Origin of the sequence: Streptomyces sp. NPDC051020 (assembly GCF_040683105.1) — a bacterium.
Taxonomy (GTDB): Bacteria; Actinomycetota; Actinomycetes; order Streptomycetales; family Streptomycetaceae; genus Streptomyces.
Genome location: NZ_JBFBCG010000008.1, coordinates 23,899 through 47,139, shown reverse-complemented (window position 1 = coordinate 47,139; position 23,241 = coordinate 23,899). Strand labels below are relative to the sequence as shown.

General features: G+C 71.1%; 21 protein-coding genes. 12 read left to right on the top strand and 9 right to left on the bottom strand.

Annotated features, from left to right (window positions below; translation table 11 throughout):
- Positions 1 to 68: 68 nt before the first annotated feature.
- A complete protein-coding gene (locus AB0N06_RS06815) occupies positions 69 to 824 on the bottom strand; it encodes an SIS domain-containing protein (RefSeq protein WP_366133625.1) in 756 nt (251 codons plus the stop codon).
- 202 nt (positions 825 to 1,026) lie between these two features.
- Between AB0N06_RS06815 and AB0N06_RS06810 the strand changes: the two genes are divergently transcribed.
- Together AB0N06_RS06810 and AB0N06_RS06805 are read left to right on the top strand one after the other, a co-directional pair.
- Positions 1,027 to 1,719: a metal-dependent transcriptional regulator gene (locus AB0N06_RS06810; RefSeq protein ID WP_366133624.1), complete on the top strand. Its 693-nt coding sequence runs from the start codon at positions 1,027 to 1,029 to the stop codon at positions 1,717 to 1,719.
- A gap of 666 nt (positions 1,720 to 2,385) precedes the next feature.
- A complete protein-coding gene (locus tag AB0N06_RS06805) occupies positions 2,386 to 3,279 on the top strand; it encodes an alpha/beta hydrolase (RefSeq protein WP_366133623.1) in 894 nt (297 codons plus the stop codon).
- Between the two features lie 24 nt (positions 3,280 to 3,303).
- Here the strand turns inward: AB0N06_RS06805 and AB0N06_RS06800 are convergent, their stop codons facing one another.
- From AB0N06_RS06800 to AB0N06_RS06790, 3 genes are all read right to left on the bottom strand, one after another.
- Positions 3,304 to 4,950, bottom strand: a complete 1,647-nt coding sequence (locus tag AB0N06_RS06800; RefSeq protein ID WP_366133622.1) for a transporter — start codon at positions 4,948 to 4,950, stop codon at positions 3,304 to 3,306.
- Complete coding sequence (locus tag AB0N06_RS06795; RefSeq protein ID WP_366133708.1) at positions 4,947 to 5,738, bottom strand: ABC transporter ATP-binding protein; 792 nt, start codon at positions 5,736 to 5,738, stop codon at positions 4,947 to 4,949. Before AB0N06_RS06795 ends, AB0N06_RS06800 begins: the two co-directional genes overlap by 4 nt.
- A gap of 76 nt (positions 5,739 to 5,814) precedes the next feature.
- Entirely contained in the window at positions 5,815 to 6,501 is a 687-nt protein-coding gene (locus tag AB0N06_RS06790; protein WP_366133621.1) for a bifunctional DNA primase/polymerase, read from the bottom strand.
- Between the two features lie 311 nt (positions 6,502 to 6,812).
- On the opposite strand from AB0N06_RS06790, the gene AB0N06_RS06785 reads away from it, so the two are divergent.
- Both AB0N06_RS06785 and AB0N06_RS06780 read left to right on the top strand, forming a co-directional pair.
- The gene (locus tag AB0N06_RS06785; RefSeq protein ID WP_366133620.1) at positions 6,813 to 8,195 is read left to right on the top strand and encodes a transcriptional regulator; all 1,383 of its coding nucleotides are present in this window, start codon (positions 6,813 to 6,815) and stop codon (positions 8,193 to 8,195) included.
- Positions 8,196 to 8,365: 170 nt separating this feature from the next.
- Entirely contained in the window at positions 8,366 to 9,739 is a 1,374-nt protein-coding gene (locus AB0N06_RS06780; RefSeq protein ID WP_366133619.1) for a hypothetical protein, read from the top strand.
- 292 nt (positions 9,740 to 10,031) lie between these two features.
- Here AB0N06_RS06780 and AB0N06_RS06775 read toward each other — a convergent pair whose 3' ends face one another.
- Positions 10,032 to 11,315, bottom strand: a complete 1,284-nt coding sequence (locus AB0N06_RS06775; protein ID WP_366133707.1) for an ABC transporter substrate-binding protein — start codon at positions 11,313 to 11,315, stop codon at positions 10,032 to 10,034.
- A 174-nt stretch (positions 11,316 to 11,489) separates the two neighbouring features.
- On the opposite strand from AB0N06_RS06775, the gene AB0N06_RS06770 reads away from it, so the two are divergent.
- Together AB0N06_RS06770 and purU are read left to right on the top strand one after the other, a co-directional pair.
- The gene (locus AB0N06_RS06770) at positions 11,490 to 11,936 is read left to right on the top strand and encodes a hypothetical protein (RefSeq protein ID WP_366133706.1); all 447 of its coding nucleotides are present in this window, start codon (positions 11,490 to 11,492) and stop codon (positions 11,934 to 11,936) included.
- A gap of 28 nt (positions 11,937 to 11,964) precedes the next feature.
- On the top strand, positions 11,965 to 12,843 hold the full coding sequence (gene purU / locus AB0N06_RS06765; protein ID WP_366133618.1) for a formyltetrahydrofolate deformylase: 879 nt from the start codon (positions 11,965 to 11,967) through the stop codon (positions 12,841 to 12,843).
- Between the two features lie 87 nt (positions 12,844 to 12,930).
- Here the strand turns inward: purU and AB0N06_RS06760 are convergent, their stop codons facing one another.
- Positions 12,931 to 14,217 (bottom strand): zf-HC2 domain-containing protein, encoded by a 1,287-nt coding sequence (locus AB0N06_RS06760; RefSeq protein WP_366133705.1) that lies wholly within the window; start codon positions 14,215 to 14,217, stop codon positions 12,931 to 12,933.
- A gap of 35 nt (positions 14,218 to 14,252) precedes the next feature.
- On the bottom strand, positions 14,253 to 14,861 hold the full coding sequence (locus tag AB0N06_RS06755) for a sigma-70 family RNA polymerase sigma factor (protein WP_366133617.1): 609 nt from the start codon (positions 14,859 to 14,861) through the stop codon (positions 14,253 to 14,255).
- Positions 14,862 to 15,141: 280 nt separating this feature from the next.
- On the opposite strand from AB0N06_RS06755, the gene AB0N06_RS06750 reads away from it, so the two are divergent.
- Both AB0N06_RS06750 and AB0N06_RS06745 read left to right on the top strand, forming a co-directional pair.
- Positions 15,142 to 15,516, top strand: a complete 375-nt coding sequence (locus AB0N06_RS06750; protein WP_358856783.1) for an STAS domain-containing protein — start codon at positions 15,142 to 15,144, stop codon at positions 15,514 to 15,516.
- 92 nt (positions 15,517 to 15,608) lie between these two features.
- Positions 15,609 to 16,130, top strand: coding sequence for an EF-hand domain-containing protein (locus tag AB0N06_RS06745; protein ID WP_366133616.1), 522 nt, complete (start codon positions 15,609 to 15,611; stop codon positions 16,128 to 16,130).
- 154 nt (positions 16,131 to 16,284) lie between these two features.
- On the opposite strand, the gene AB0N06_RS06740 is transcribed toward AB0N06_RS06745, so the two are convergent.
- Positions 16,285 to 17,823, bottom strand: a complete 1,539-nt coding sequence (locus AB0N06_RS06740; RefSeq protein ID WP_366133615.1) for an AMP-binding protein — start codon at positions 17,821 to 17,823, stop codon at positions 16,285 to 16,287.
- 156 nt (positions 17,824 to 17,979) lie between these two features.
- Between AB0N06_RS06740 and AB0N06_RS06735 the strand changes: the two genes are divergently transcribed.
- The 4 genes from AB0N06_RS06735 (at position 17,980) to AB0N06_RS06720 (ending at position 22,262) form a co-directional block, all read left to right on the top strand.
- Positions 17,980 to 19,185 (top strand): amidohydrolase family protein, encoded by a 1,206-nt coding sequence (locus AB0N06_RS06735; protein ID WP_366133614.1) that lies wholly within the window; start codon positions 17,980 to 17,982, stop codon positions 19,183 to 19,185.
- Entirely contained in the window at positions 19,185 to 20,339 is a 1,155-nt protein-coding gene (locus AB0N06_RS06730; RefSeq protein ID WP_366133613.1) for an acyl-CoA dehydrogenase, read from the top strand. The genes AB0N06_RS06735 and AB0N06_RS06730 overlap by 1 nt, the downstream gene beginning before the upstream one ends.
- Positions 20,340 to 20,346: 7 nt before the next feature.
- Complete coding sequence (locus tag AB0N06_RS06725) at positions 20,347 to 21,321, top strand: acyl-CoA dehydrogenase family protein (protein WP_366133612.1); 975 nt, start codon at positions 20,347 to 20,349, stop codon at positions 21,319 to 21,321.
- A gap of 434 nt (positions 21,322 to 21,755) precedes the next feature.
- Positions 21,756 to 22,262: an ATP-binding protein gene (locus AB0N06_RS06720; protein ID WP_366133611.1), complete on the top strand. Its 507-nt coding sequence runs from the start codon at positions 21,756 to 21,758 to the stop codon at positions 22,260 to 22,262.
- A 38-nt stretch (positions 22,263 to 22,300) separates the two neighbouring features.
- On the opposite strand, the gene AB0N06_RS06715 is transcribed toward AB0N06_RS06720, so the two are convergent.
- The gene (locus AB0N06_RS06715; protein WP_366133610.1) at positions 22,301 to 23,227 is read right to left on the bottom strand and encodes a cyclase family protein; all 927 of its coding nucleotides are present in this window, start codon (positions 23,225 to 23,227) and stop codon (positions 22,301 to 22,303) included.
- Positions 23,228 to 23,241 lie beyond the last annotated feature (14 nt).

Sequence of the window (23,241 nt, the reverse complement as noted above, 5' to 3'; positions counted from 1 at the left end):
CACCGGTCCGGCCCGCGTCCGCCGTTCGAGGACGGAACCGGCCACCCGGGGAAGCCGCAGCCCTCCTCTCAGTGCCGGTAGAAGATCCGATCCGCGTACTCCGCCATCACGCGTCCGTTCCACTCGTGCCCGCCATCGACGTTCCCCGACCGCAGCAGCGGCGGCTCGATCCCCCGCTCGGCCAATCGCTCCGCGGCCGTCGCCATGATGGCCTGCATCACCGCACTGGTGACCACCGTCGACGCGGGCGCGAACGGCGCCTCGACGCCCTCCGCCGTCAGCTCCGCGTCGCCGATCGCGATCTTGCTGTCGACGACGATGTCGCAGTGGTCCCGCAGGAACCCGCCCGAGACGTGCCGCGACCGGGTCCCGTCCGCGTAGGCGACCGACGTGACGCCGATGACCTTCAGGCCGAGTGCCCGCGCGTTGACCGCCATGTCGACGGGCAACGCGTTGCGCCCGGAGAGCGAGATGATCACCAGCAGGTCGCCGGCGCTCGCCGGGCTGGAGTCGAGCACGGCGCCGGCCAGCCCCTCGACCCGTTCCAGCGCCGAGCCGAGCGTCGCCGGCATGACGTCGACGCCGAGTGTGCCGGGCACGGCGAGCAGGTTCATCAGGGCCAGTCCACCGGCCCGGTAGACGACGTCCTGGGCGGCGAGGGAGGAGTGGCCGGCGCCGAACGCGAAGAGCCGGCCGCCGGCTTCGACGGTGTCCGCGATCGCGGCCCCGGTTGCCGCGATCGGGCCGGCCTCCTCGTCGCGTACACGCTCCAGCAGGCCGATCGCTGCATCGAAGAACTGACCGGCCAGCTTGCTGTCGCTCATTGAGGAGGCCCTCTCCGCAGGGGTGGGGTGTCCGTGCCGCGGATCACGTTGCGGTCTGGACCAGTGACCTGTCAATACCGTCCGGGACGTACACGGGCGGTCCGGGGTTCGGTCGGCACGGCACGGTTGTCAGCGGTATGGGTCAGAATTGTCTGAGGGCCAGCGCACGACGTTTTTCATGTCACAGCATCGAGGGGCACGAATGTCCGGACTGATCGACACAACGGAGATGTATCTCCGCACCATCCTCGAACTCGAAGAGGAAGGCGTCGTTCCCATGCGCGCCCGGATCGCGGAACGGCTGGACCAGAGCGGTCCGACGGTCAGCCAGACGGTGGCGCGGATGGAGCGCGACGGTCTGGTGCAGGTCGCGGGCGACCGCCATCTGGAGCTGACCGGGGAGGGCCGTCGGCTGGCGACCCGGGTGATGCGCAAGCATCGCCTCGCCGAGTGCCTGCTCGTCGACGTGATCGGCCTGGAGTGGGAACAGGTGCACGCCGAGGCCTGCCGCTGGGAGCACGTGATGAGCGAGGCGGTGGAGCGGCGGGTGCTGGAGCTGCTGCGGCACCCGACGGAGTCCCCGTACGGGAATCCGATCCCGGGCCTGGAGGAGCTGGGCGAGAAGGCCGAGGCCGACCCGTTCCTGAACGCCGACATGGTGAGCCTGTCGGAGCTCGACCCGGGAGCCGACGGCAAGACCGTGGTGGTGCGCCGGATCGGTGAGCCGATCCAGACGGACGCCCAGCTGATGTATACGTTGCGGCGGGCGGGTGTGCAGCCCGGTTCCGTGGTCAGCGTGACGCAGTCGCCGGGCGGGGTGCTGGTCGGCAGCAGCGGTGAGGCGGCGGAGCTGGACGCCGAGGTCGCCTCGCATGTGTTCGTGGCCAAGCGCTGACCGGAGGCGTCCCGGGAGGACCGCGCGTTTACCGCAGGTGGACCGTACGCCGGCCCGCACGCGGGACGCCGGAGCGTAACGTCCGGTTTCCGATTTTCCGTCCCGAATGGCAGCGGACGGGCGCATCGCGTGCCAGGCTGTGGCTGAGCCATACCTGAGAGTGCCGGCCGCCTGGCCATGCGGGCGGGGAGGGAGCAGCGGATGCGCCCGTCGTACTGGCATGTGCAGCAGAGGGCGGCTGCCACGATCATGAGCAACGGGACCGCCCCGCCCGTCAGCCCTGCCCAGAGGGGCAGGACTGCCCTCAAGGCCGCGGCCCCGCACGTCGCGGCCCCGGCCCCGCATGCCCCGGCGCCGGCCGCCCCGCGCGCCCCCCGGACATGGGAGGGCCCCGGCGCCGCATGGCGCCGGGGCCTCTCCTCCCCTGTTCCGACCTGGAGCCCCGAGCTCTCAAGGTCGGTCCCCACGGACCCTCATCCCCGAGTGGTCCGCCTCCCGGAGAAGATCTCCCCTCAGCGGCCGATGTCAATCCTTGGCAGGGGTCACTCGAACGAGGGGTGTTGCACGCCGAATACCGATTTTCGAATACAGGTTCGATAGTCTGGCGTGACACGACCACACGGCGATCGAGCGGTTGTCGAGGACCAGAAGGGGGTGCCAGGACACATGGTGCGGCGCATTGATGTAACCGGATCCGACGGCGTACGCCTCGCGGCCTGGGAGTTCGCGGATCCGCCCAAGGAGCGCACAGAGGGCGAACGCGCCCCCGGGGTCTTACTGCTTCACGGACTGATGGGCCGGGCCTCCCACTGGGCCTCCACCACCCGCTGGCTCGCCGAGCGGCACCGGGCGGTCGGGCTCGACCAGCGGGGGCACGGCCGCAGCGAGAAACCCGCCGAGGGCCCGTACACCCGTGAGGCGTACGTCGCCGATGCCGAGGCGGCGATCGAGCAGCTCGGCCTGGCCCCCGTCACCGTCGTCGGCCATTCGATGGGCGCCCTCACCGCCTGGCAGCTCGCCGCGAAGCGCCCCGATCTGGTCCGGGCCCTGGTCATCTGCGACATGCGGGCCTCCGCGCTCGGCGCGGCCTCGCAGCGGGAGTGGGAGGACTGGTTCACGTCCTGGCCGGTGCCGTTCGCGACACTCTCCGACGTGCGGAAGTGGTTCGGCGAGGACGACCCCTGGGTGGAGCGGCCGAACCCGGCCCGCGGCGACTTCTTCGCCGAGGTGATGGCCGAGCGCGCCGACGGCTGGCGCCCCGTCTTCTCCCGCCGCCAGATGCTCCAGTCCCGCGCGACATGGGTGTACGACGCGCACTGGGAGGAGCTGGCGCAGGTCCGGTGCCCGGCGCTGGTGCTCCGCGGCCTGGACGGCGAGCTGGGCCGGGCGGAGGCCCAGGAAATGGTCCGCGTACTGCCGCGCGGACAGTACGCGGAGGTGGTGGACGCCGGCCATCTCGTCCACTACGACCAGCCGGAGGGCTGGCGCGCCGCGGTCGAGCCGTTCCTGGAGGAGTTCGCCGAGGACCCGCGGAACGACCGCGAGCCCGTCTCCCCGTGACGGAGCGGCCCGACCCGGCTCGCGTCACCCCTTGCTGACCGCCGCCAGGATCTCGGGCAGCCGGTTCGCCGTGCGCGGTGCGGCCAGCCGCAGACCCGCCCAGGCGACGAGCGCCCCGTACGCGCTGCCGACCGGCAGCAGCACCCACATCCAGTCCTCCGCGTCGACGAGATGCAGCCAGATCGTCGCCACGATCACCGGCGCGCACAGCAGCGCCGCCGAGACCATGCCGCCGAAGATCGAGATCCAGGCGAGCCCGGCCTGCCCCGGTGCCACGTTCTTGAACCCGCTGTCCTGAGGGATCGAGTACGGGAAGTTGGCCGATGCCAGTGCCCCCGTCGCCAGCATCGCGCCCAGCAGGGCGAGCGACAGCCCTATGGCGCTCGGCAGCTTCTCCCAGTCGCCGAGCACCGCCGCCGTCGCCACGGTCACCAGCACCGTGTACGGGAGAGTGATCACCAGCAACGCTGCCGCCCGCCCCCGCAGTTCGAGGTAGGCGTCCCGGGTGGAGGAGATCGTCAGCGCCACCATCCAGAACGCGGAGGTGTCCTGCCCGAACTGGTTGTACATCTGGATGCCGAGCATCCCGGCGGCGAAGCAGGCGAAGTAGACCGAGCCGGTGCCCTGCATCGCGTTGAGCAACGGCACGATCAGCCCGATGGCGAGCGCCGTTACCCAGGCGGCCTTGGTTTTCGGGTCCCGTGCCACGTACCGCAGACTGCGCTGTATCACCGTCCCCGTGCGCCCCTCGGGCAGCAGCGCGGTGAGCCAGGAGCTGCCCCTGCCGGACTTCTCCCGGGCCGCTTCGGCGGCGGCCAGGGTGGAACCGTCCGGGGCGGTCATCAGCTTCACCAGACTCCGCTGCCAGAGCCACACCAGCGCTCCCAGCGCCGCGACGGAGAGCAGCAGTTGTGCCACGGCCCGCCCGTACGACCCCTGCGCCGCCGAGTCCACCGCGCCGATCGCCGAGGCGGGCGGCAGCCAGCGCACCACCTCCGCCGCCGGGTCGAGCGCGGCCAGCCCACCGGACCGGCCCAGCCGCTGCGCACCGAAGTTGACGACCTGGATGCCGACCGCGACCACGAGTCCGCTGAGAAGCGCCAGATCGCGGCCCTTGCGGGAGCTCAGCAGCCGGGTGTTGGCCGTGGCGACGGCCCGCGCCAGGGCGACGCACACCACCAGTGTCAGCGGCACGGCGACCACCGCGCACACCACGGCCGCCGCCCCCTGCGCCACGGCGAACGCCGAACCGGTCGCCAGGCAGAGTGTGAACAGCGGTCCGATGCCGACGAGCGATGCCACCAGCAGCGCCCCGACCAGCGGGCGCGGCCGCAGCGGCAGCATCACGAGCCGGCTCGGGTCGAGGGTTTCGTCGCCGCTGGGGAAGAAGAGCGGCATCACCGCCCAGCCGAGCGCCAGTACCCCGGTCAGCAGGACCGTCAGGGAACCCGCGTGGGCATGGCCGCGCAGTGCGGTCAGCGCGACGATCTGGCCCGCGGCGAACAGCAGGGTGAGGACGACGGACGCGAGGTACGCGACCCGTCTGCCGGAGGACTGCCGCAACCCGTTGCGCAGCAGCGTCAGCTTGAGTCGTACGAAGACGCGGACGAGCCGTTCGCCGCCGGCGGCGGGGCGGGCGGCGGAGGTGACGGGTGTGTCGAGCACGCTCATCGGGCGCCGCCCAGCCAGTCGAGGGAGTCACCGTTGTTCCGGCCGCCCGCGCCGACGAGTTCGAGGAACGCGTTCTGCAGCGACGTCGCGTCGCCGCGCACCTCGGCGAGGGTGCCCTGCGCCCGGATCGTGCCGCCCGCCATGACGGCCACCCAGTCGCACAACGACTCGACGAGCTCCATCACATGGCTGGAGAAGACGACGGTCGCCCCCGAGCGGGTGTACCGCTCCAGGACCCCGCGGATGGTCTGCGCCGAGACAGGGTCGACGCCCTCGAACGGCTCGTCCAGAAACAGTACGTCGGGGTTGTGCAGCAGCGCCGCGGCGAGCCCGATCTTCTTCCGCATGCCGGTCGAGTAGTCGACGACCAGCTTCTTCCCGGAGCCCGCCAGGTCGAGCACGTCCAACAGCTGGTTGGCCCGCTGGTCGACCTCGGCGCCCGGCAGCCCGCGCAACCGTCCGATGTACGCGAGGAGTTCGCGCCCCGAGAGGCGTTCGAAGAGCCGCAGGCCCTCCGGCAGGACGCCGATCCTGGCTTTCACCTCGACCGGGTCCCGCCAGACGTCGTGCCCGCCGACCTCGACCGTGCCGTGGTCGGGACGGAGCAGCCCGGTCACCATCGACAGCGTGGTCGTCTTGCCCGCGCCGTTGGGTCCGACCAGACCGATGAACTTGCCTGCGGGCAGCTCCAGATCGATCCCGGCGACCGCGACCTGTTCCCCGAACCGCTTCCACAGGCCTTGTACGCGAACGGCGGGCGGCGCCGTTCGTGCCGCGCCCGCCTCCATCGCCGTGCGCGATTCCGCCGTGTTTTGGTCCGACATGGTGCTCCTGCCTTCGATGTCCCCGTATGAGGGACCCAGACTACGAAAGGCGGGCGCGCGCGTCGGCTGCTGCTCGTCCGCAGGCGTAGGCGAGCGGGCTGATGACCTCTTCGGCGTCGGGCAGCCAGCGGTTGGCGGGGGTGGGCCGACGCACCCACTGCACCGCACCACGCCCGCCGATCCAGGTCGGCGGGCCCGCCACGTAGTGGCCCTCACCGCGGCCGAGCAGACCGATCGCGCTGGCGCTCCAGCCCAGCCTCCGTACGAGCTCGTTCACCCTGGCCGCCGCGCCGGGCAGTACGAAGAAGAGCATCCGGCGGTCGGGGGTGCAGGTGACGGGGCCAAGCGGCAGGTTCATCCGCTCCATCCGGGCCAGCGCCAGGAAGCCGGCCGACTCCGGTACGTCGATCGCGTCGAAGGTGCGCCCGGCGGGCAGCAGCACCGACGCCCCGGGCTGCTGGGACCACATCCGGCGGGCCGCGGCGCCACTGCAGGTTGACCGGCTCGCCCAGTCGGGCCCGGTGGGGTGGGCTCCGGGGGCGGCGCAGCGGGCTTCTCCGCACGAGCACCGTTCCGCCCCTTCCACCACCTGGAGCCAGGTGCCGGGGAACACCTCCCAGTGCCCCTCCTCCGCATAGCGCACAGCGGCGTCGAGCAGTTGATCAGCTCGTTGTTGGGGGACCTGTGCGGTTTCCGTGACTCCGATGGGCTCTTCCACGAACATCACAACTTCCCCGACCACCTGGGGTTACGGGCGTGGCGAACGCGGTCACGGCGCATCGGCCCCGCACATGGGGCGCATGGATGCATGCGCGGGGGCGCGCATGAGGCGGCATGTCGAGGGACGGGTAGCCACATGTGGGGAATCCGGAACAGTTCCCCCCATGCCGAATACACGCCGAACCTGAACAACGACACGATAAGCGCCGTGAACGCCGCGAACGCCACGGAAAACACCAACACGATGTATGTGCGCATTTCTTGGGCATATGCCGGGCAGTGATCCATTCACTGATCACTGCGGCCTCAGGGGGAAACATGGCAGCCAGGCCTCTCGTCGCACGCCAGCCGAACGAACGGCTCCAGGCGCTCATCCAGGAAGCCGGATGTTCCAATGCGGGCCTTGCCCGCCGAGTCAACATGGTCGGCGCGGAGCGCGGCCTCGACCTCCGTTACGACAAGACCTCCGTGGCCCGTTGGCTGCGCGGACAGCAACCGCGCGGCAGGGCACCGGGAACCATCGCCGAGGCGCTCGGCCGCAAGCTCGGCCGTACGGTCACGATCGACGAGATCGGGATGGCCAACGGCAAGAATCTGGCGTCCGGCGTCGGCCTGCAGTTCGCGCCTACCGTGATCGGCGCGATCGAGCAGGTATGCGAGCTGTGGCGCAGCGATGTCGGACGCCGCGACGCCCTGTCCGGTTCGGCGGTCGGTTCCTCGGCGCTGGTCGAGCCCAGCAGGGACTGGCTGATCACCGGCGCCGACCCGCAGGTGGCCCGTGCGGCGGGGGCGCGGGTCGGGATGTCGGACGTGGAGGCGGTGCGGGCGATGACAGCGGCGCTGGTCGACCTCGACCACCGGTTCGGCAGCGGACATGTGCGGCCGGTCCTGGTGCACTACCTCAACAGCGTGGTCTCCGGGCTGCTCTCGGGGGCTTACCGCGAAACCGTTGGGCGGCAGCTGTTCGCGGCGGTCGCGCGACTCACCGAGCTCGCCGGGTACATGGCGGTGGACACGGGGCAGCCGGGGCTCGCCCAGCGGTACTACATCCAGGCTCTGCGGCTGGCCCAGGCGGCGGGCGACCGGGCGTACGGCGGCTATGTGCTGGCCGCTTCGATGAGCCATCTCGCCGCACAGCTCGGCAACCCGCGGGAGATCGCGCAGCTGGCACGGGCCGCGCAGGAGGGGGCGCGCGGGCGGGTCACCCCACGCGCGGAGGCGATGTTCTACGCGGCGGAGGCGCGCGGCCACGCGTTGCTCGGCGATGTCCGGACCTGCCAGGCGGTGGCGGGCCGGGCCCTGACGGCGCTGGAACACGCCGAGACGGACACCGGTGACGACCCGTCATGGATTGTCCACTTCGACTCCGCCTATCTCGCCGACGAGCTGGCGCACTGTCACCGCGATCTCGGCCAGGCGGAGGCGGCCGCGCGCCGGGCCACGGAGTCCCTGGCCGCTCTCCCGGAGTCCCGGGCCCGGCGCCGGGGCATCGGTCTGGTGCTGCTCGCCACGGCGCAGGTGCAGCTGCGCGAGGTGGAGCAGGCGTGTCATACGGGGACGCGGGCGATGGAGCTGCTGGGGACGGTGCGGTCGAGCCGGGGCGCGGAGTACCTGGATGATCTGCAGCAGCGGCTGGTCCCGTACGGCGACGAGCCGGCGGTCCGGGAGTTCGGGGCGCGGCTGGAGCTCCAGGCGGCCTGACCGGCGTTTGATCGGGGACTTTTCGGGGCGCCCGTTAACTGCGTCGTCAGGGCCCGGCGTGTTACTGCCCCTGTGAAGGGGCGATGAGTGATATCGGGCGCTTGGCGGAGAGCGGCTGCCACCCGATAGCGTGAGCCGACGATTCCGTAGGTTTACACGTAGGAGTCCCGGTGACGCAGAGCGGACAGGGTGACGAGCAGCAGCTCCCTGCTGTACGGCCCGCGCACGAAGGTGTCGTGCTGCCCGCAGGTGGCGGCGAGCCCTGGATACCGGGCGGACCGGCCGACCAGTCCGCTCCGGCGGGCGGGCAGCCATGGGGTCAGCCCTGGGGACCACAGGCGCCGCAGCAGGACGTGTCGCCGCAGGGCCAGTACGCGCAGTACGACCAGGGGCAGGCGTACGGGCAGCAGGGCCCGGCTCTGCCGGCCGAGCAGCCTCAGCCGTATGCCCAGCCCCAGCCCCAGCCGTACGCCCAGCCCCAGCCGTACGCCCAGCCGCTGCCTCCGGAGGCCCTACCGGGTACGGGCACGGGGGCGGGCATGGGCGGCGACGCGGATGCCACGCAGTTCATCGCGCCGGTGCCGGCCGAGAGTGCCGCGGAGGCGACCCAGTTCATCGCCCACGCGCAGCCGCCCGCATCGGCCTCCGACGCCGACGCGACCCAGTACATTCCGCCGGTGCCCGGTGGTGCCCCGTACGGCGTCAGTCCGGAGACGCCCGGTGAGTGGCAGCCCCCCGCCGAGTTCGACAACCTGTTCCGCGCCGAGGAGCCGACGGCCTCCACGCAGCAGATGCCCCGGTTCGACCCGGGACAGGTGCCGTACCAAGGTGCCGCCCAGTCGCACCAGCAGCCCGCGTCGGCCTACCGGTCGCAGCATGGCGAGCCGTCGCAGGGCCGGGCCGGGCAGCGCAAGAAGCCGTCGCACGTCCCGCTGATCGCCGCGGTCGTCGTCGGCTGCGCCGTCGTCGGGCTGGGCGCGGGTGCGCTGATGAGTGGCGGTGACGACAAGGGTGCGGACAACAAGCAGCCGGTGGCCGCGGCGAGTTCGCCCGCCGCGGAGCCCTCCACGCAGGCGGCGGCCGACCCGGCGAAGCAGCAGGCCGAGGCGCTCGACAAGCTGCTCGCGGACAGCAACAACAGCCGTGCGGCGGTCATCGGGGCCGTGGAGAAGACCAGGTCCTGCACCAACCTGGACCAGGCGGTCACCGACTTGCAGGGCGCGGCCAAGCAGCGCCGCGACCTGGTGACGCGGCTGCAGGGGCTGACCGTCGACAAGCTGCCGAACAACGCGCAGCTGACCTCGGCGCTCACGAAGGCGTGGCAGGCATCGGCCTCCGCCGACGACCACTACGCGGCATGGGCCGAGCAGGCCAAGAACGGCAAGAAGGTCTGCAAGCACGGGCGGGCCCGCGCGACGCCCGAGATGGCTCAGGGCGACCGGGCGAGCGGCGAGGCGAGCGAGGCGAAGGCGCAGGCGTCGGGGCTGTGGAACTCGATCGCGGCGAAGTACGGGTTGACGCGGCGGGCGCCGACGGAGCTCTGACGGCGGTGCGGGGGTGCTGCCCAGCACCGGGACAGCACCCCCGCACCCTTCGGTGCGCACGCCCCCCCCGTGCGCACGCCCCCCTGTGCGCACGCATCCCCCGAGCGTCCGCATCCCCCGAGCGTCCGCATCCCCCGAGCGTCCGCATCCCCCATGCGTCCGCATCCCCCGAGCGTCCGCACCCCCGAGCGTCCGCATCCCCCGAGCGTCCGCACCCCCCGAGCGTCCGCATCCCCCGAGCGTCCGCACCTCCATGCGCCGCTCCTCGACCGACAGAGGGGCTTGCGGGTGCTCAGCCCTTCGCGCTGGCCTCCGACAGCGTGTTCGTGACGTCCACGAACCCCTTCCTCTCGGCCACCAGCCGCCCCTTCCGCACCACTTGGAACGTCACCTTCCGGTTCACGATCCGCGGATACGCCGACGAGCCCAGCACGTCCTCGAACCGCCACCGCAGCACCGGCGTGAGACCACCGGTGTCGACCTCGGTGCCTCGGTTGAGGGCGGTCGTGATGTTGCTGCCGGTGATGACCGGGGCGTTGATCGCCGTCACGATCTCCTTCAGTACTGTGTACGCGATCCACGTCGTCTGGACACCCGTGTCGTCCGGGTCGATCCGGTTGTCCTTGAATGCGTGCTTCCGGATCACCGAGCGCATCTCGTCCCAGCGGGCATCCCCCGACTCGGGGTACCAGCCGGTGACGTACGCCCCCTCGAACGGGCTGTTCCGCCCGCCGGTGCTGTTGATCAGGGGCTGGCCGACGCTGCCGAGGACCGACGAGATCCGCACGGACCCTTCCGCCGGTTCGAGACGGCGGAAGGAGTCGAAGAACGTCTCCGTGCGTTCCCCGAGCACCGCTGTCACGCACCCGTTGGACTGCCCCGCCCCTTCCAGCGCCTGCTCGGCTGCCTGGTCGTAGGACGTGGCCGCCTCCGCTGCCCGGATGTCGGTGGACGCGGGCTGCTTCTTCTCCTCCTTCAGGCCGGTGCTGAAGAGCCACGCCTGGCCGTCGCCGCCCTGCGTGTCGGGGCGCACCAGGGAGACCCGCTCACAACTGCCGGCGAGCTGCTTGGCGTTGCCTGCCAGAAGCGCCGCCTGGCCGCCGTTGACGGGGTACGAGTTGTAGCTGGTGAACTCCTCGGCGGAGGCCCCGTAGCCGCCGATGTAAGGGATCCCGGCGGCCTCCAGCGGCCCCATGAAGGAGTAGCCCTCCGGGCTGTACGAGCCGACGACCGCGACCGCCTTCTCCGTGACCGCCCGCCGGGCGCAGTCCCCCGCGCCGGTCGACGTGTTGTGCTCGTTACAGGTGACGACGCGCAGCTTGTGCCCGTCGAGCCCGCCGTTGTTGTTCACCCAGCGGGCATAGGCGCGGGCCATGGCCGTCATGCCCGACATGTTCTCCGTGTCCGGACCGTTGGAGCCGTTGGGGGCCCAGGTCATGACGGTGACGGGCTCCCTGGAGTCCCCCGAGGCCCCAGGGAGCGCACCGCAGCCGGTGATCAGCAATGCCCCGGCCGCCGCCGTACATGTGAGGAATGCGTAGGGGCGGGAGGAAGTGAGGCGTTGCCATCCGGTCATGGACATGGACATTTCCGCGCCTTGGGTAACGCCAATGTGTGCTCTGTTCAACGCTCGGTGACGTCCAGGTGAATTGCAGGGGCCGGTGCGAGCCCGGAAGGAGGGAACGTACGATCGACAACCGTGCAGCAAGGTTCGGAGAACACTTCCCGTCGCGGCCGTCGCTCCTCCACCATGGGCGGCATGCCGCTCAATGACGTTCCTTGGTGGCGCTGGCGCAGCAACGTGCGCTCGGCGCTGCACATGCTCTCCGACCCCGTCTTCCACCACGAGTGCTGGCTGGCCGGCCGGGAGGGGTACGGCGATGTCACCGACGCCGTGTACCGCCTGGTCGAGGACACCTGGCTGGACAACTGGTCCGCCGAGAAATACGTCGGCACGGTCTTCCGCGACTCCAGCGAGGCGGCCCTCGTCGACGTCGCCGTGCTGCGGGTGCTGCGCATCATGCACCAGGTCGGTGCCGACGCCCCCGTCTCCGCCTACCTGGAGCACCACGGCTGGCCGGAAGGCGTACGGGCCGCCCGTGAGGCGCACGTGCTGCTAGCCACGAACGACGGCGAGGACCCCGACACCCCGCCGCGCTCCCTGGATGTGCTCCGCATCATGACCAGGAGCGCCTGAATCAGGGACGGTGTGGCACGCTACGGACATGAGCGCGCCGCAGCCTGCTGAGACCACCCCCGAGCAGTACGTCCTCACTCTCTCGTGCCCGGACAAACAAGGCATCGTGCACGCCGTGTCGAGTTATCTCTTCATGACCGGCTGCAATATCGAGGACAGCCAGCAGTTCGGCGACCATGACACGGGTCTGTTCTTCATGCGGGTCCACTTCTCGGCGGACGCCCCGGTGACTGTGGAGAAGCTGCGGGCCAGTTTCGCCGCCGTCGGGGACTCGTTCCGGATGGACTGGCAGATCCACCGGTCCTCGGAGCGGATGCGGGTCGTGCTGATGGTCAGCAAGTTCGGCCACTGCCTCAACGACCTGCTGTTCCGCTCCAGCATCGGCGCGCTGCCGATCGACATCGCGGCGGTCGTCTCCAACCACAGGGACTTCGCCGAGCTCGCCGCCTCGTACGACGTGCCCTTCCGGCACATCCCGGTGACCAAGGAGACCAAGGCGGAGGCGGAGGCACAGCTGCTGCAGCTGGTCCGCGAGGAGAGCGTCGAGTTGGTCGTCCTCGCCCGCTACATGCAGGTCCTCTCCGACGATCTGTGCAAGCAGCTCAGTGGCCGGATCATCAACATCCACCACTCCTTCCTGCCGAGCTTCAAGGGCGCGAAGCCGTACCACCAGGCGCATGCCCGCGGTGTGAAGCTGATCGGTGCGACGGCGCACTACGTGACCGCCGACCTCGACGAGGGACCCATCATCGAGCAGGAGGTCGAGCGGGTCGGCCACGGCGTCACGCCGGACGAGCTGGTCGCGATCGGGCGCGATGTGGAGTGCCAGGCGCTGGCGCGCGCGGTGAAGTGGCACGCGGAGCGACGCATTTTGCTCAACGGGCGCCGCACGGTGATCTTCGCGTAGCGCGGGTGATCTCCGCGTAGTGCGAAACACGCCCTGTGCCGTGACCGGCAATGTTTGCCGCGACGGGCAAAGCTTGCCGGGAGGGTATTAGAGCCGGCTGAGCGACGCCGCCGCGAACAGCACGTCGCCGATCGCCTCGCGGTCGCCTTCCTGCCCGGCCGCCGCGTCGACGGGCGACACATGGCCCGCGATCAGCCGGCAGAACTCCGTGCTGTCCAGCGCCACCTGCGCGACCGCCTGGTCGGGCGAGCCGAGCGCGGCCGGGGAGTCCAGGGCGATGTACCAGTTGCCGCCGCCCGAGCCCTCGATCTCCAGATGGAGCGAACGGCCCGGCGAACCGGCCGTCACCAGATGCCGGGCGGGCGCCGCGAGCCCGGCCCGGCGGCGTCCGGCAAGGGCGGCCGGCAGGAGCCGGGCCGCCAGGTCGATCATCCGGTGGAGATGGGCGGCGGACGGGGCCTCGTACGGATAGTCCACCGCGTCCGCGATGTCACCGCCGTGCACCCAGCACTCGAAGGCCCGGTCCAGCAGGGCGTCCTGCAGCGGGAGGGCGAAGTCCCCGTACGAGACGGACCGCTCGGCGACCCCGCGGCCGGCGAACGACACCGTACGGATGAGGGCGTGGCTCTGGTCGCGCCAGGGCTCGCGGACGGCCCGGGTGGGCGGTCGTCGGGCCGCCGACCAGTACGTCTCGGTGCGCGGGGCGGGGGAGAGCGGGAGCTCGGAGCCCGCGGCGGTATCGCTCCCGCCACGTCCGCCGGCGGCCGGATCGTCCAGGCCGAGGGCGGTGCTGACCAGCCCGTCGACGGTCATCAGATGGCCGATCACGCCGGCGACCGTCGTCTTGCGGTTGACCTGTCGCTCACCCTCGAACCACCTCAGTCGCACCGGCGCATGCCATTCCGAGCTGCCGAAGTCACGGAGGAGCGCGTCGAGGCGGGCGGTCTCCGCGTCGTACGGAACGGCCCAGCCCGGTACCGGGATCGTGGCCGGGCGACGGCTCAGACAGCCTTCGAGCACCCGGGAGCGCAGCAGCGGGTCGAGGTCCAGGCTGCGGTCGGTGTGCAGCAGACCGACCGCGTCGCGCAGCCGCAGGGCTTCGTCCGCGCAGGCGGTGCACCCGGTGAGGTGGGCCTCGACCGCCTCGGTCTCCTCGGCGGAACAGGCGGCCAGCGCCCAGGCGCCGAGAAGGGCCTTGAGCACGCCGTGGGGAAGCACCGGGGCAGCCGGTTGCGGTGGCGCCGTCGGAGATTCCGGTTCCGGTTCGCGTGCTGCCGGTTCACGTGCCGGGGGGCCGGGAGCCATCGGTAGGGCGTCGAGGTCGAAGTCGTCCGCCGCCGCCCGCGGTCCCGGTATGCGCCGCGCGCCCCGCATTTCGTCGTCGCGCATGTTCGCGTCGTCGTCGCCGGTCACAGCATCCGTCCGTATCCGGGCGGCTCGAACCCCTCGAGCGGGCGGGCGCCGGCGGTGGCGAGCAGCTGCAGCCCGAGCCGCAGCCGGCGGCGGGCCTCGTCCGCGGTCACCCCGAGGTCGGCCGCGGTCTGTCGGTAGTCCCTGCGCTGGATGTACGCGAGCTCCAGTGCGGCCCGCAGCGGTGCGGGCATGGAGGCGACGATGTAGTCGGCGCGGGCTGCGGCCGTGGCGCGCAGCACCCGCTCCTCCAGCTCCTGCCGGGCCGCGGTGTTCTCACCCCTGCCGTGTTCGCCGTCCTCGCCCCGCGCGAACGGGGACGGTTCCGCGGCACGCAGGCGCCGCACGGACTGGCGGTGGGTGAGCCGGGCCACCCAGGACCGCATCGAACCCTGCTTGGGGTCGTACGCGTCGGGGTTCTCCCACACGTACCCGAAGACCTCGCGGGTCACCAGGTCGGCGGCCGACTCGTCGTCGAGCATCCGGTGGGCCTGGCTGTGGACGAGTGGGGCGAAACGGTCGTAAAGCTCGCTGAGGGCCGCCGCCTCGCCGCGTGCCAGCCGTTGCTGCATCTTGCGGTCCCAGCGGGGCGGTGCGTCTTTCGCCATAGGACCCCCAGCCCTTTCCCCCTCGTCACATCGAATGTAGTCGGCGGCACTCGCCCCGCAGGTGTCTTTGCGGCAAGTGCGCCCGTGCGGACGCCCTGGACGGTTGGGAATGCGACGTCCCGGGATGTTGGAATCGGACCTGAAGTGATCATTTCTGCCTGAAACCCGTCTGTGTCTCCTTCTGTGGGCCGGTGTTTCATGGGTGTGCGGCGGGGGCAGCCGCGAGGAGGAACGGATTCTTCCGGATTGTCGGACTCCCCGGAACGAGAGGCCCAGTCGAGTGACTCTGAAAGTGGCCGAGACCGAGCAGGGTGTATGGACCGTGCTGCACATACGCGGCGAACTGGACCTGCTGACGTCGCCCGCGGTCCGCCAGTCCGTCCATGACGCGGTCGCCGTCGGACGTCACGACGTGGTGCTCGACCTCTCCGAGGTGCTGTTCTGCGATTCGAGCGGCGTCGGCGTGCTGATCGCGGCCCGCCGTCTGATGCGCTCCTGCGGTGGGAGGCTGCGGCTGATCCTGCCGGCCCGCGGTGCGGAGGAGGGCTCTCACGTCAACCGGGTGCTCGCCGCCCTCGGCGTGCGCCGTCTGTTCGATGTCTACCCCGACTGGGACGCGGCCGTCGACGACGGAGCCCAGCCGCTTTCGGCCTGAAACCATCCCGCCACCCGGCGTGAAGACCGGCCGGCACATGGGGGGTGGGCGTAAGTGACACGTGATGCCCGCAGGCGACGTACGCTCCCCGCATGGACAGCGCAGAATATGAGCGCAAGATCGCCTTCCGCTTCGCCGCCTTCGACCAGGACGGCAACGGATACATCGATCGCGCGGATTTCAACGCAGCCGCGGCCCGTCTGCTTGCCGAATTCGGTACGACGGCCCGCTGCGACAAGGGGCAGGCGCTCTACACCGGGGCCGAGGCGTTCTGGCAGGGCATGGCGGGCATCGCCGATGTCGACGGGGACCAGCGTGTCACCCGTGAGGAGTTCGTGGGCGGGGCCGTGAAACGGCTGCGCGACAACCCCGAGCGCTTCGCGGAGATCGCCCGCCCGTTCCTGGGCGCGGCGATTGCCGTGGCGGACAACGACGACGACGGCGCGGCCTCGGTGCCCGCCGTGGAGCGGGCGCTGAAGGTCCTGGGCGCGAGCGAGGAGTCGGCGGGACTGGCCGCGCGGAGCCTGGACACGGACCACGACGGCAAGATCGCCGAGGACGAGGCGGTTGCCGCGTTCGCCGTCTATTTCACGGTGATCGAGCCGGACTCGTAAGCGCGCCGCCGACCGGGCCGGGTGCGGTCTCCTCGCCGAGACCGCACAGGCCCCAGCCTCACAGGGCCGCGACCGCGTCGGCGAGGCGGCCGAAAACACGGTCCATGCCTCGGACCCTGGTAGGCGTCGGTGAGCGGCGGCGACCCGTTTTCGGTCAGGAGAACTGCTCCCGCAGCCTGTACTTGAGCACCTTCCGCAACGTCTCGTTGCGCGGCAGCGCGTCCACCACCTCCAGCTGCTCCGGCAGCTTGTGCACCGCGAGCCCCTCCGTGCGCAGATACCCGGACAGCTCCGCCAGCGTCAGCGCCCCCGCCCCGGCCGGCTGCTCGACGACCGCGCAGACACGTTCCCCGCGCTCCTCGTCCGGCAGCCCGATCACGGCCGCGTCGGCGACCCCGGGGTGGCGGTGGAGCAGGTCCTCGATCTCCTTGGCGGAGATGTTCTCGCCCTTGCGGATGATGATGTCCTTGAGCCGCCCGGTGAGGACCAGATGGCCGCTCTCCCGGAGATGGCCGACATCGCCGGTGACGAGGAAGCCGTCCGCGTCGAAGGCGTCCCGGGCCGCGTTCAGATAGCCCTGGCAGACGGCTTCCCCGCGGAGCCGTACCTCGCCGTCCGTCCCGTACGGCAGTGGCTTGCCGTCCTCGTCGGTGATCCGTATCTCCATGCCCTCGGGCGGCCGCCCCTCCGTCTCGGCGAGGTGCTCCACCGTGTCGTCGGGGGCGCCCATCGTGATCATGGGAACCTCGGTCATGCCGTAGCCGTGGGTGAGCTGGATGCCCATCTCCCGGACGACCGCGTGGTAGATCTCCGGCGGTTTCGGCGCGCCGCCGCCCGCCAGCAGCCGCAGCGTGGGGACCACCTTGCGCGTCGGGTCCTTGCGCTGTTCGGTCAGGAACATGGAGTAGAAGGCGGTCGAGCCGCCCGCGACCGTCACCCTGTGGCGCCGGTAGCCGTCCAGCGCTCCGGGCATCGCGAAGTGCTCGAACAGGACCGCGGGGAATCCGTACAGCAGAAGCATCACGGTGTAGTCGGGCCCGGCGATATGGGCGAACGGGAACGCCATGGAGCCGATGTCGTCGGCCGACAGTTGCAGTGCGTGAGCCAGGCACGAGCCGCCCGCGATCAGGCTGCGGTCGGTGTGCAGGACGCCCTTCGGGTCGGAGGTGGTCCCCGACGTCCAGTAGATCCAGCGCACCGCCGTGCCGTCCGTGGGAGGGGGCGGGAGCACGGCGGGGTCGCCGTCCGGCAGCTCCTCGTACGCCTCGAGGACCTGCGGCGGCTGCTCGAGGTCCGCGGCGATCCGGTGCGCCATCGCGGTGTGGTCGAAGCCGCGCCAGGTGCCGGGCACGGCGAAGAAGGCGGCCTTCGACTCGCGCAGCGCGAACCCCACCTCGCGGTCCCGGTAGAACGGGATGACGGGCGACTGCACGGCCCCGAGCCGGGTGAGGGCGAAGGAGAGCAGCGCCGTCTCCAGGCGGGTCGGCAGCTGCCAGGCGACGACACTGCCGGGGCGCACCCCCAGCCCGTACAGGCCGGCCGCGACCCGCTCGCAGCGGTCGCGCAGCTCGCCGAAGGTGAGGGTGCGGTCGTCCTGGATGAGGACGGGGCGGTCCGGGGTCAGCGCGGCGCGGCGCTCGATGAGGTCCCAGAAGGTGGCCGATGCGCCCAGGGCGTGTGCGGTCTCGTTCACTGCGTTCCCCGCTCCCTCGTAGCTGACGGGTAGTCAGATGGTGCGGAGAGCGTAGAGCGCTGCGCCTTGTCGGTCCAGGGGTGCGGGGCTAGCCTGAGAGCCGAGCCAAATCTGACGGAGCATCAGATACATGCCTTGTGCGCCGAAGGGGACACCATGACGGAACTGCCTCGGATCGTCAGCGTCGACGACCATGTGATCGAGCCGCCGCACCTCTTCTCGACCTGGCTGCCCGCCAAGTACCGCGACCGCGGCCCGCAGCCGCTCACCGCCGGTATCGGTGAGCTGGCGTACACAGGTGGCAAGTACGTCATCACCATGGATCCGAACGGGCCGCCGACCGACTGGTGGATCTACGAGGACCTCAAGTTCCCGTACAAGCGGAACATCGCCGCCGTCGGCTTCGACCGCGACGAGATGTCGCTGGAGGGCATCACCCGGGCCGAGATGCGGCGCGGCTGCTGGGACCCCGTCGAACGCCTCAAGGACATGGACCTCAACCATGTCGAGGCGTCGCTCTGTTTCCCCACCTTCCCGCGCTTCTGCGGCCAGACCTTCGCCGAGGCCAAGGACAAGGAGGTCGCGCTCGCCTGTGTGCGCGCCTACAACGACTGGATGGTGGAGGAGTGGTGCGGCGACAGCGACGGCCGGCTGATTCCGCTCTGCATCATCCCGCTCTGGGACATCGGCCTGGCGGTCGCCGAGATCAGGCGGAACGCCGCCCGCGGGGTGCGGGCCGTGACATTCTCCGAGATCCCCACCCATCTCGGTCTGCCGTCGATCCACAGCGGCTACTGGGATCCGTTCTTCGCCGTCTGCCAGGAGACCGGCACGGTCGTCAACATGCACATCGGGTCCAGTTCGCAGATGCCCGCCGCCTCGCCGGACGCCCCGCCCGCCGTACAGGCCTCGCTCTCCTTCAACAACGCGATGGCCTCGATGATGGACTTCCTGTTCAGCGGAGTGCTGGTGAAGTTCCCGCAGCTGAAGCTGGCGTACAGCGAGGGCCAGATGGGCTGGATCCCGTACGCGCTGGAGCGCGCCGACGACGTGTGGGAGGAGCACCGGGCCTGGGGCGGGGTGCGCGATCTGATCCCGGAGCCGCCGTCGACGTACTACTACCGGCAGATGTTCTGCTGCTTCTTCCGCGACAAGCACGGGGTCGCGTCGCTCGACGTGGTCGGGCGGGACAACGCCACCTTCGAGACCGACTATCCGCACGTCGACTCGACCTTCCCGCACACGAAGGAGGTCGCGCTCGACCACGTCAAGGGGCTGGACGACGAGACCGTCTACAAACTGATGCGCGGAAACGCGATCAGGATGCTGGACCTGGATCTCGACCGGGACCGGGGCCGGTAGTGGATCTCGCGGACACGGACGAGGAGCAGGAGTTCCGGGCGCGGCTGCGGGAGTGGCTCGCCGCGGTGCTGCCCGGGCTGCCGGCGAAGCCCGGCCCCGACGACTGGCCGGGCCGGCGGGCCTACGACACCGCCTGGCAGCGCATGCTGTACGACGCCGGGTACGCGGGGCTGCACTGGCCCGTCGACGCGGGCGGGCGGGGCGCCACCCCCACCCAGCACCTGATCTTCCTGGAGGAGACGGAGCGGGCCGGGGCGCCGTACGTCGGCGCGAACTTCGTCGGGCTGCTGCACGCGGGTCCCACGATCGCGGCCGAGGGCACGGCCGGGCAGCGCGCCCGCTGGCTGCCGCCGGTGCTGCGCGGCGACGAGATCTGGTGCCAGGGGTTCAGCGAGCCGGAGGCGGGCTCCGACCTGGCCTCGCTGCGGACCCGGGCGGTCCGGGACGGCGACCACTACGTCGTCACCGGCCAGAAGATCTGGACCTCGCACGCGGAGGTCGCCGACTGGTGCGAGCTGCTCGTGCGGACGGATCCGGCGGCGCCGAAGCACCGCGGGATCAGCTGGCTCGCGATGCGGATGGACGCCCCCGGCGTCACCGTCCGCCCGCTGCGCACACTCGCCGGATCCACCGAGTTCGCCGAGATGTTCCTCGACGAGGTGCGGGTGCCGGTCTCCCACCGGGTCGGCGCCGAGAACGACGGCTGGCGGGTCACCATGGTCACCCTCTCCTTCGAACGCGGTACGGCGTTCGTCGGCGAGGTCGTCGCCTGCCGCCGCACCCTCAACGCCCTGGCCGCCGAGGCGCGGCGCAGCGGCCGCTGGGACGACCCGGTGCTGCGCAGGACGCTCGGCAGACTGAACGCCGAATTCCGGGCGCTGTGGCGGCTCACCCAGTGGAACGTCGGCGAGGCCCAGCGCAGCGGCGGCGTACCCGGCACCGGCGGCTCGGTCTTCAAGCTGCGCTACTCGCAGGCCCGCCAGGAGCTGTACGACGCGGCCGCGGAGGTACTCGGCGCGGACGGGGCCGATCTGGACCGGGAATGGGTCCTGGACCGGCTGACCTCGCTCTCGTACACGATCGCCGCGGGCACCTCGCAGATCCAGCGGAACATCGTCGCCGAGCGGATCCTCGGCCTGCCGAAGGGGCGCTGAGCGGATTGTGGACTTCCAGCTTTCGGACGACCAGCGGGTCCTGCGGGCAGGGATACGGGAGCTGCTCGCCGGCCGCTTCGGCAGGGACCGGATGCGGGCAGCGCTCGACACGGGCGTGGCCGTCGACCGCGGGGTATGGGGGGAGCTGGGCGCGGCCGGGTTCTTCGCGCTGCGGCTGCCCGAGGCGGACGGCGGCGTGGGGCTCGGGCTGCCCGAGTCCGTGCTCCTGTTCGAGGAGGCGGGGCGGGTGCTGCTGCCCGGACCGCTGGTGGCCACGCATCTCGCCGCGGGGGCGGTGAAGGGGGCGGCGGACGGCGGGGCGGTGATCGCGGTGCTGGACGAGGGGCGGCCGGTGGCTCATCTGGAAGCGGCGGACGCGCTGATCGCCCTGGGGGGAGGGGTGCCGCGGGTCCTGGAGGGGGATGACGTGCGGGAGTTCGTACGGACGGCGCGTCCCGTACGGTCACTCGACCCGCTCACGCCCCTGCACCGCGTGACGGCGGGCATCGGGGACGGGTCCCCGATGCCCGGTGCGGCGCCGTTCCGGCTCGAAGGTGCCCTGCTGACCGCTGCCGAGCAGCTCGGCAGCGCCGCCCGGACCACCGAGATGGCCGTCCGGCACGCCCGTGAGCGCGAGCAGTTCGGATCGCCGATCGGCGCCTTCCAGGCGGTCAAGCACCTGTGCGCCCAGATGCTGGTGCGCGCCGAGGTGGCCCGTGCGGCGGTGTACGCGGCAGCGGTGACCGCGGACCCGGCCGAGATCGCGGGCGCCAAGCTGCTCGCCGACGAGGCGGCCGTCCGCAACGCACGGGACTGCCTCCAGGTGCACGGCGGCATGGGCTTCACCTGGGAGGCGGACGTTCATCTGCATCTCAAGCGGGCGTGGCTGCGGGCCGGTCAGTGGCTGACGGCGGCAGAGGCCGAGGAGGACTTGGCGGCAGACCTGTGTGGAGTGCACGCATGTGACGGGGGAGACTCCTGAGGTTCACGCTGCGGAGTTACCCGGTGCAGTCGATAAGCGCCGATACCGGCTTGTGTCCTTTGCGTGACTCGTCACGGGCCGCAGTTGCCCTCTGCTCGGGTACGCTCCGTGGGATGCGAGTGGTTCTGGAACCGGGCGGTCCGGGTGTTGCCCGTGCGGCGACTCCGGCCCGGACGAGGTGCCCTGCTCGCGTTCCACGCAGAAGTTCCGGGCCTGCCCGGGGAGTGTTCCGCGCGGCTTCGGTGCGGTGCTGTTCGACTCCCCGCGACGTGCGTCGCACAGTATGCACCACGCGTACTCCTTCGCGCTGGAATATGCCCGAAGCGCTTGTTGCGGTGACTGTACGTCAACCATGCTGTCTCGCAAGGGAATCACGTTCCGTGACCCTGAGGAGGCGCGAGGCGATGTGTCCGCCGGTTCGGATGGTGTGAGCGGTGCAGGTGCTTCAGGTTCAGCTGGAGGTCGGTCCGGATCCCGCGGAGGTCGGGCGGGCCCGTAGATGGGCGCGGTCGAGCCTGGTCGGCTCCGGGATAAGAGACGACGAGCCGCTGGCCGAGACGCTCATCCTGCTGATCTCGGAGCTGGTCACCAACGCGGTCGTCCACACCGGCTGTCCGGCCGTGCTGCGCATGCTGTTCGGCGCGACGGGAGCGGCCGGGGCGGCCGGGACCGTACGGGTCGAGGTGGCCGACACCAGCTGCCGCCCGCCGCAGCAGCGGCACGCGCAGGGTGAGGACACCGGCGGCCGCGGCCTGGAGCTGGTCGACGGCCTCGCCGACCGCTGGGGCTGGCAGCCGGAGGGCGCCGGAAAGCGGATCTGGTGCGAGGTGGACCGGGGCGCGCCGGTGGTGCAGATGCGGGCGGGTGCGCACGGTCCGGGCATCGGCGCCCAGAGCACCGGCCCGTACGAACCGTCGCGCGCCGTCACACATCACGCGTAGAAGCCGGAATGCGCTGGAACGTTCCTGGCCGTGGCCGGTCAGAGAACGGCGACCGGGGCGACCGGCGTGCCGGTGGCGCCGACGAACGGTTCCGGCATCGCGGAGAGCAGGAAGCCATAGCGCTTCTCCTCCGCACAGGCTGTGGACAGCGTCTCCAGGTTCCAGTTCTGGCCCTGCAGCATGCCCATCTCGACCAGATCGAGCGCGTGCACGCCCAGCCACAGGTCCTCGATCTCCGCCGGGAAGATCTCGAAGGTCAGCGTGTCATTGGCGACCGCGGCGACATCACGGGCACGGAACCACTCGGGCGTCCGGATCGACAGGCCGGGTGACGGATAGGCGTACGCGTGCTTGTCGCCGGCCAGATACACCTGGACCTGCCCGGTGCGTACGAGCACGATGTCCCCGGCCCGGACCCGGATCCCGGCGAACTCCTCCGCCGCGTCGAGGTCTTCCGGGGTGACGGCGTGGTCGCCGGGCAACCGGTCGACGCCGTGGGCGCGTGCCACGTCCAGCAGGACGCCGCGCGAGACGAGGTGCGGGGGCTTGTCGATTCCGCTGAACTCGGCGCCGCCGTGCGCGGTGACGGTGGCGGCGGGACGGCCGTTGTAGATCCTTCCCGAGTGCGAGGCGTGCGTGAGCGCGTCCCAGTGGGTGGCCGCCTGCAGGCCGAGCGTCACGATGTCGTCGCTGGTCGCGACCGTGCCGGGGCCGAAGAGCTCCTGGTTGATCTGGACCATGGCGTGCAGTGGGTTGACCCGCCCCGGAATCAGTCCGCTCTGCACACCGTCCTGCTGGAGCGGGAGCGCGAGAGGGATCCGCTGTCCCGTGCGGACGGTGGCCGCCGCGTCCCGTACCACCGCGTCGGTGATCAGGTTGAGCGTCCCGATCTCGTCGTCCGCGCCCCAGCGCCCCCAGTTGTTCACGCGCTTGGCGATCTCGTGGAACTCGGCGGGCAGGGACATGAGGTCCTCCTCGA

What these genes read in the sequence shown, in the direction of transcription:
- AB0N06_RS06815 (WP_366133625.1), bottom strand. Translation starts at nt 824, where the DNA reads ATGAGCGACAGCAAGCTGGCCGGTCAGTTCTTCGATGCAGCGATCGGC.
- AB0N06_RS06810 (WP_366133624.1), top strand. Translation starts at nt 1,027, where the DNA reads ATGTCCGGACTGATCGACACAACGGAGATGTATCTCCGCACCATCCTC.
- AB0N06_RS06805 (WP_366133623.1), top strand. Translation starts at nt 2,386, where the DNA reads ATGGTGCGGCGCATTGATGTAACCGGATCCGACGGCGTACGCCTCGCG.
- AB0N06_RS06800 (WP_366133622.1), bottom strand. Translation starts at nt 4,950, where the DNA reads ATGAGCGTGCTCGACACACCCGTCACCTCCGCCGCCCGCCCCGCCGCC.
- AB0N06_RS06795 (WP_366133708.1), bottom strand. Translation starts at nt 5,738, where the DNA reads ATGGAGGCGGGCGCGGCACGAACGGCGCCGCCCGCCGTTCGCGTACAA.
- AB0N06_RS06785 (WP_366133620.1), top strand. Translation starts at nt 6,813, where the DNA reads ATGGCAGCCAGGCCTCTCGTCGCACGCCAGCCGAACGAACGGCTCCAG.
- AB0N06_RS06775 (WP_366133707.1), bottom strand. Translation starts at nt 11,315, where the DNA reads ATGACCGGATGGCAACGCCTCACTTCCTCCCGCCCCTACGCATTCCTC.
- AB0N06_RS06770 (WP_366133706.1), top strand. Translation starts at nt 11,490, where the DNA reads ATGGGCGGCATGCCGCTCAATGACGTTCCTTGGTGGCGCTGGCGCAGC.
- purU (WP_366133618.1), top strand. Translation starts at nt 11,965, where the DNA reads ATGAGCGCGCCGCAGCCTGCTGAGACCACCCCCGAGCAGTACGTCCTC.
- AB0N06_RS06760 (WP_366133705.1), bottom strand. Translation starts at nt 14,217, where the DNA reads ATGCGGGGCGCGCGGCGCATACCGGGACCGCGGGCGGCGGCGGACGAC.
- AB0N06_RS06755 (WP_366133617.1), bottom strand. Translation starts at nt 14,861, where the DNA reads ATGGCGAAAGACGCACCGCCCCGCTGGGACCGCAAGATGCAGCAACGG.
- AB0N06_RS06745 (WP_366133616.1), top strand. Translation starts at nt 15,609, where the DNA reads ATGGACAGCGCAGAATATGAGCGCAAGATCGCCTTCCGCTTCGCCGCC.
- AB0N06_RS06735 (WP_366133614.1), top strand. Translation starts at nt 17,980, where the DNA reads ATGACGGAACTGCCTCGGATCGTCAGCGTCGACGACCATGTGATCGAG.
- AB0N06_RS06715 (WP_366133610.1), bottom strand. Translation starts at nt 23,227, where the DNA reads ATGTCCCTGCCCGCCGAGTTCCACGAGATCGCCAAGCGCGTGAACAAC.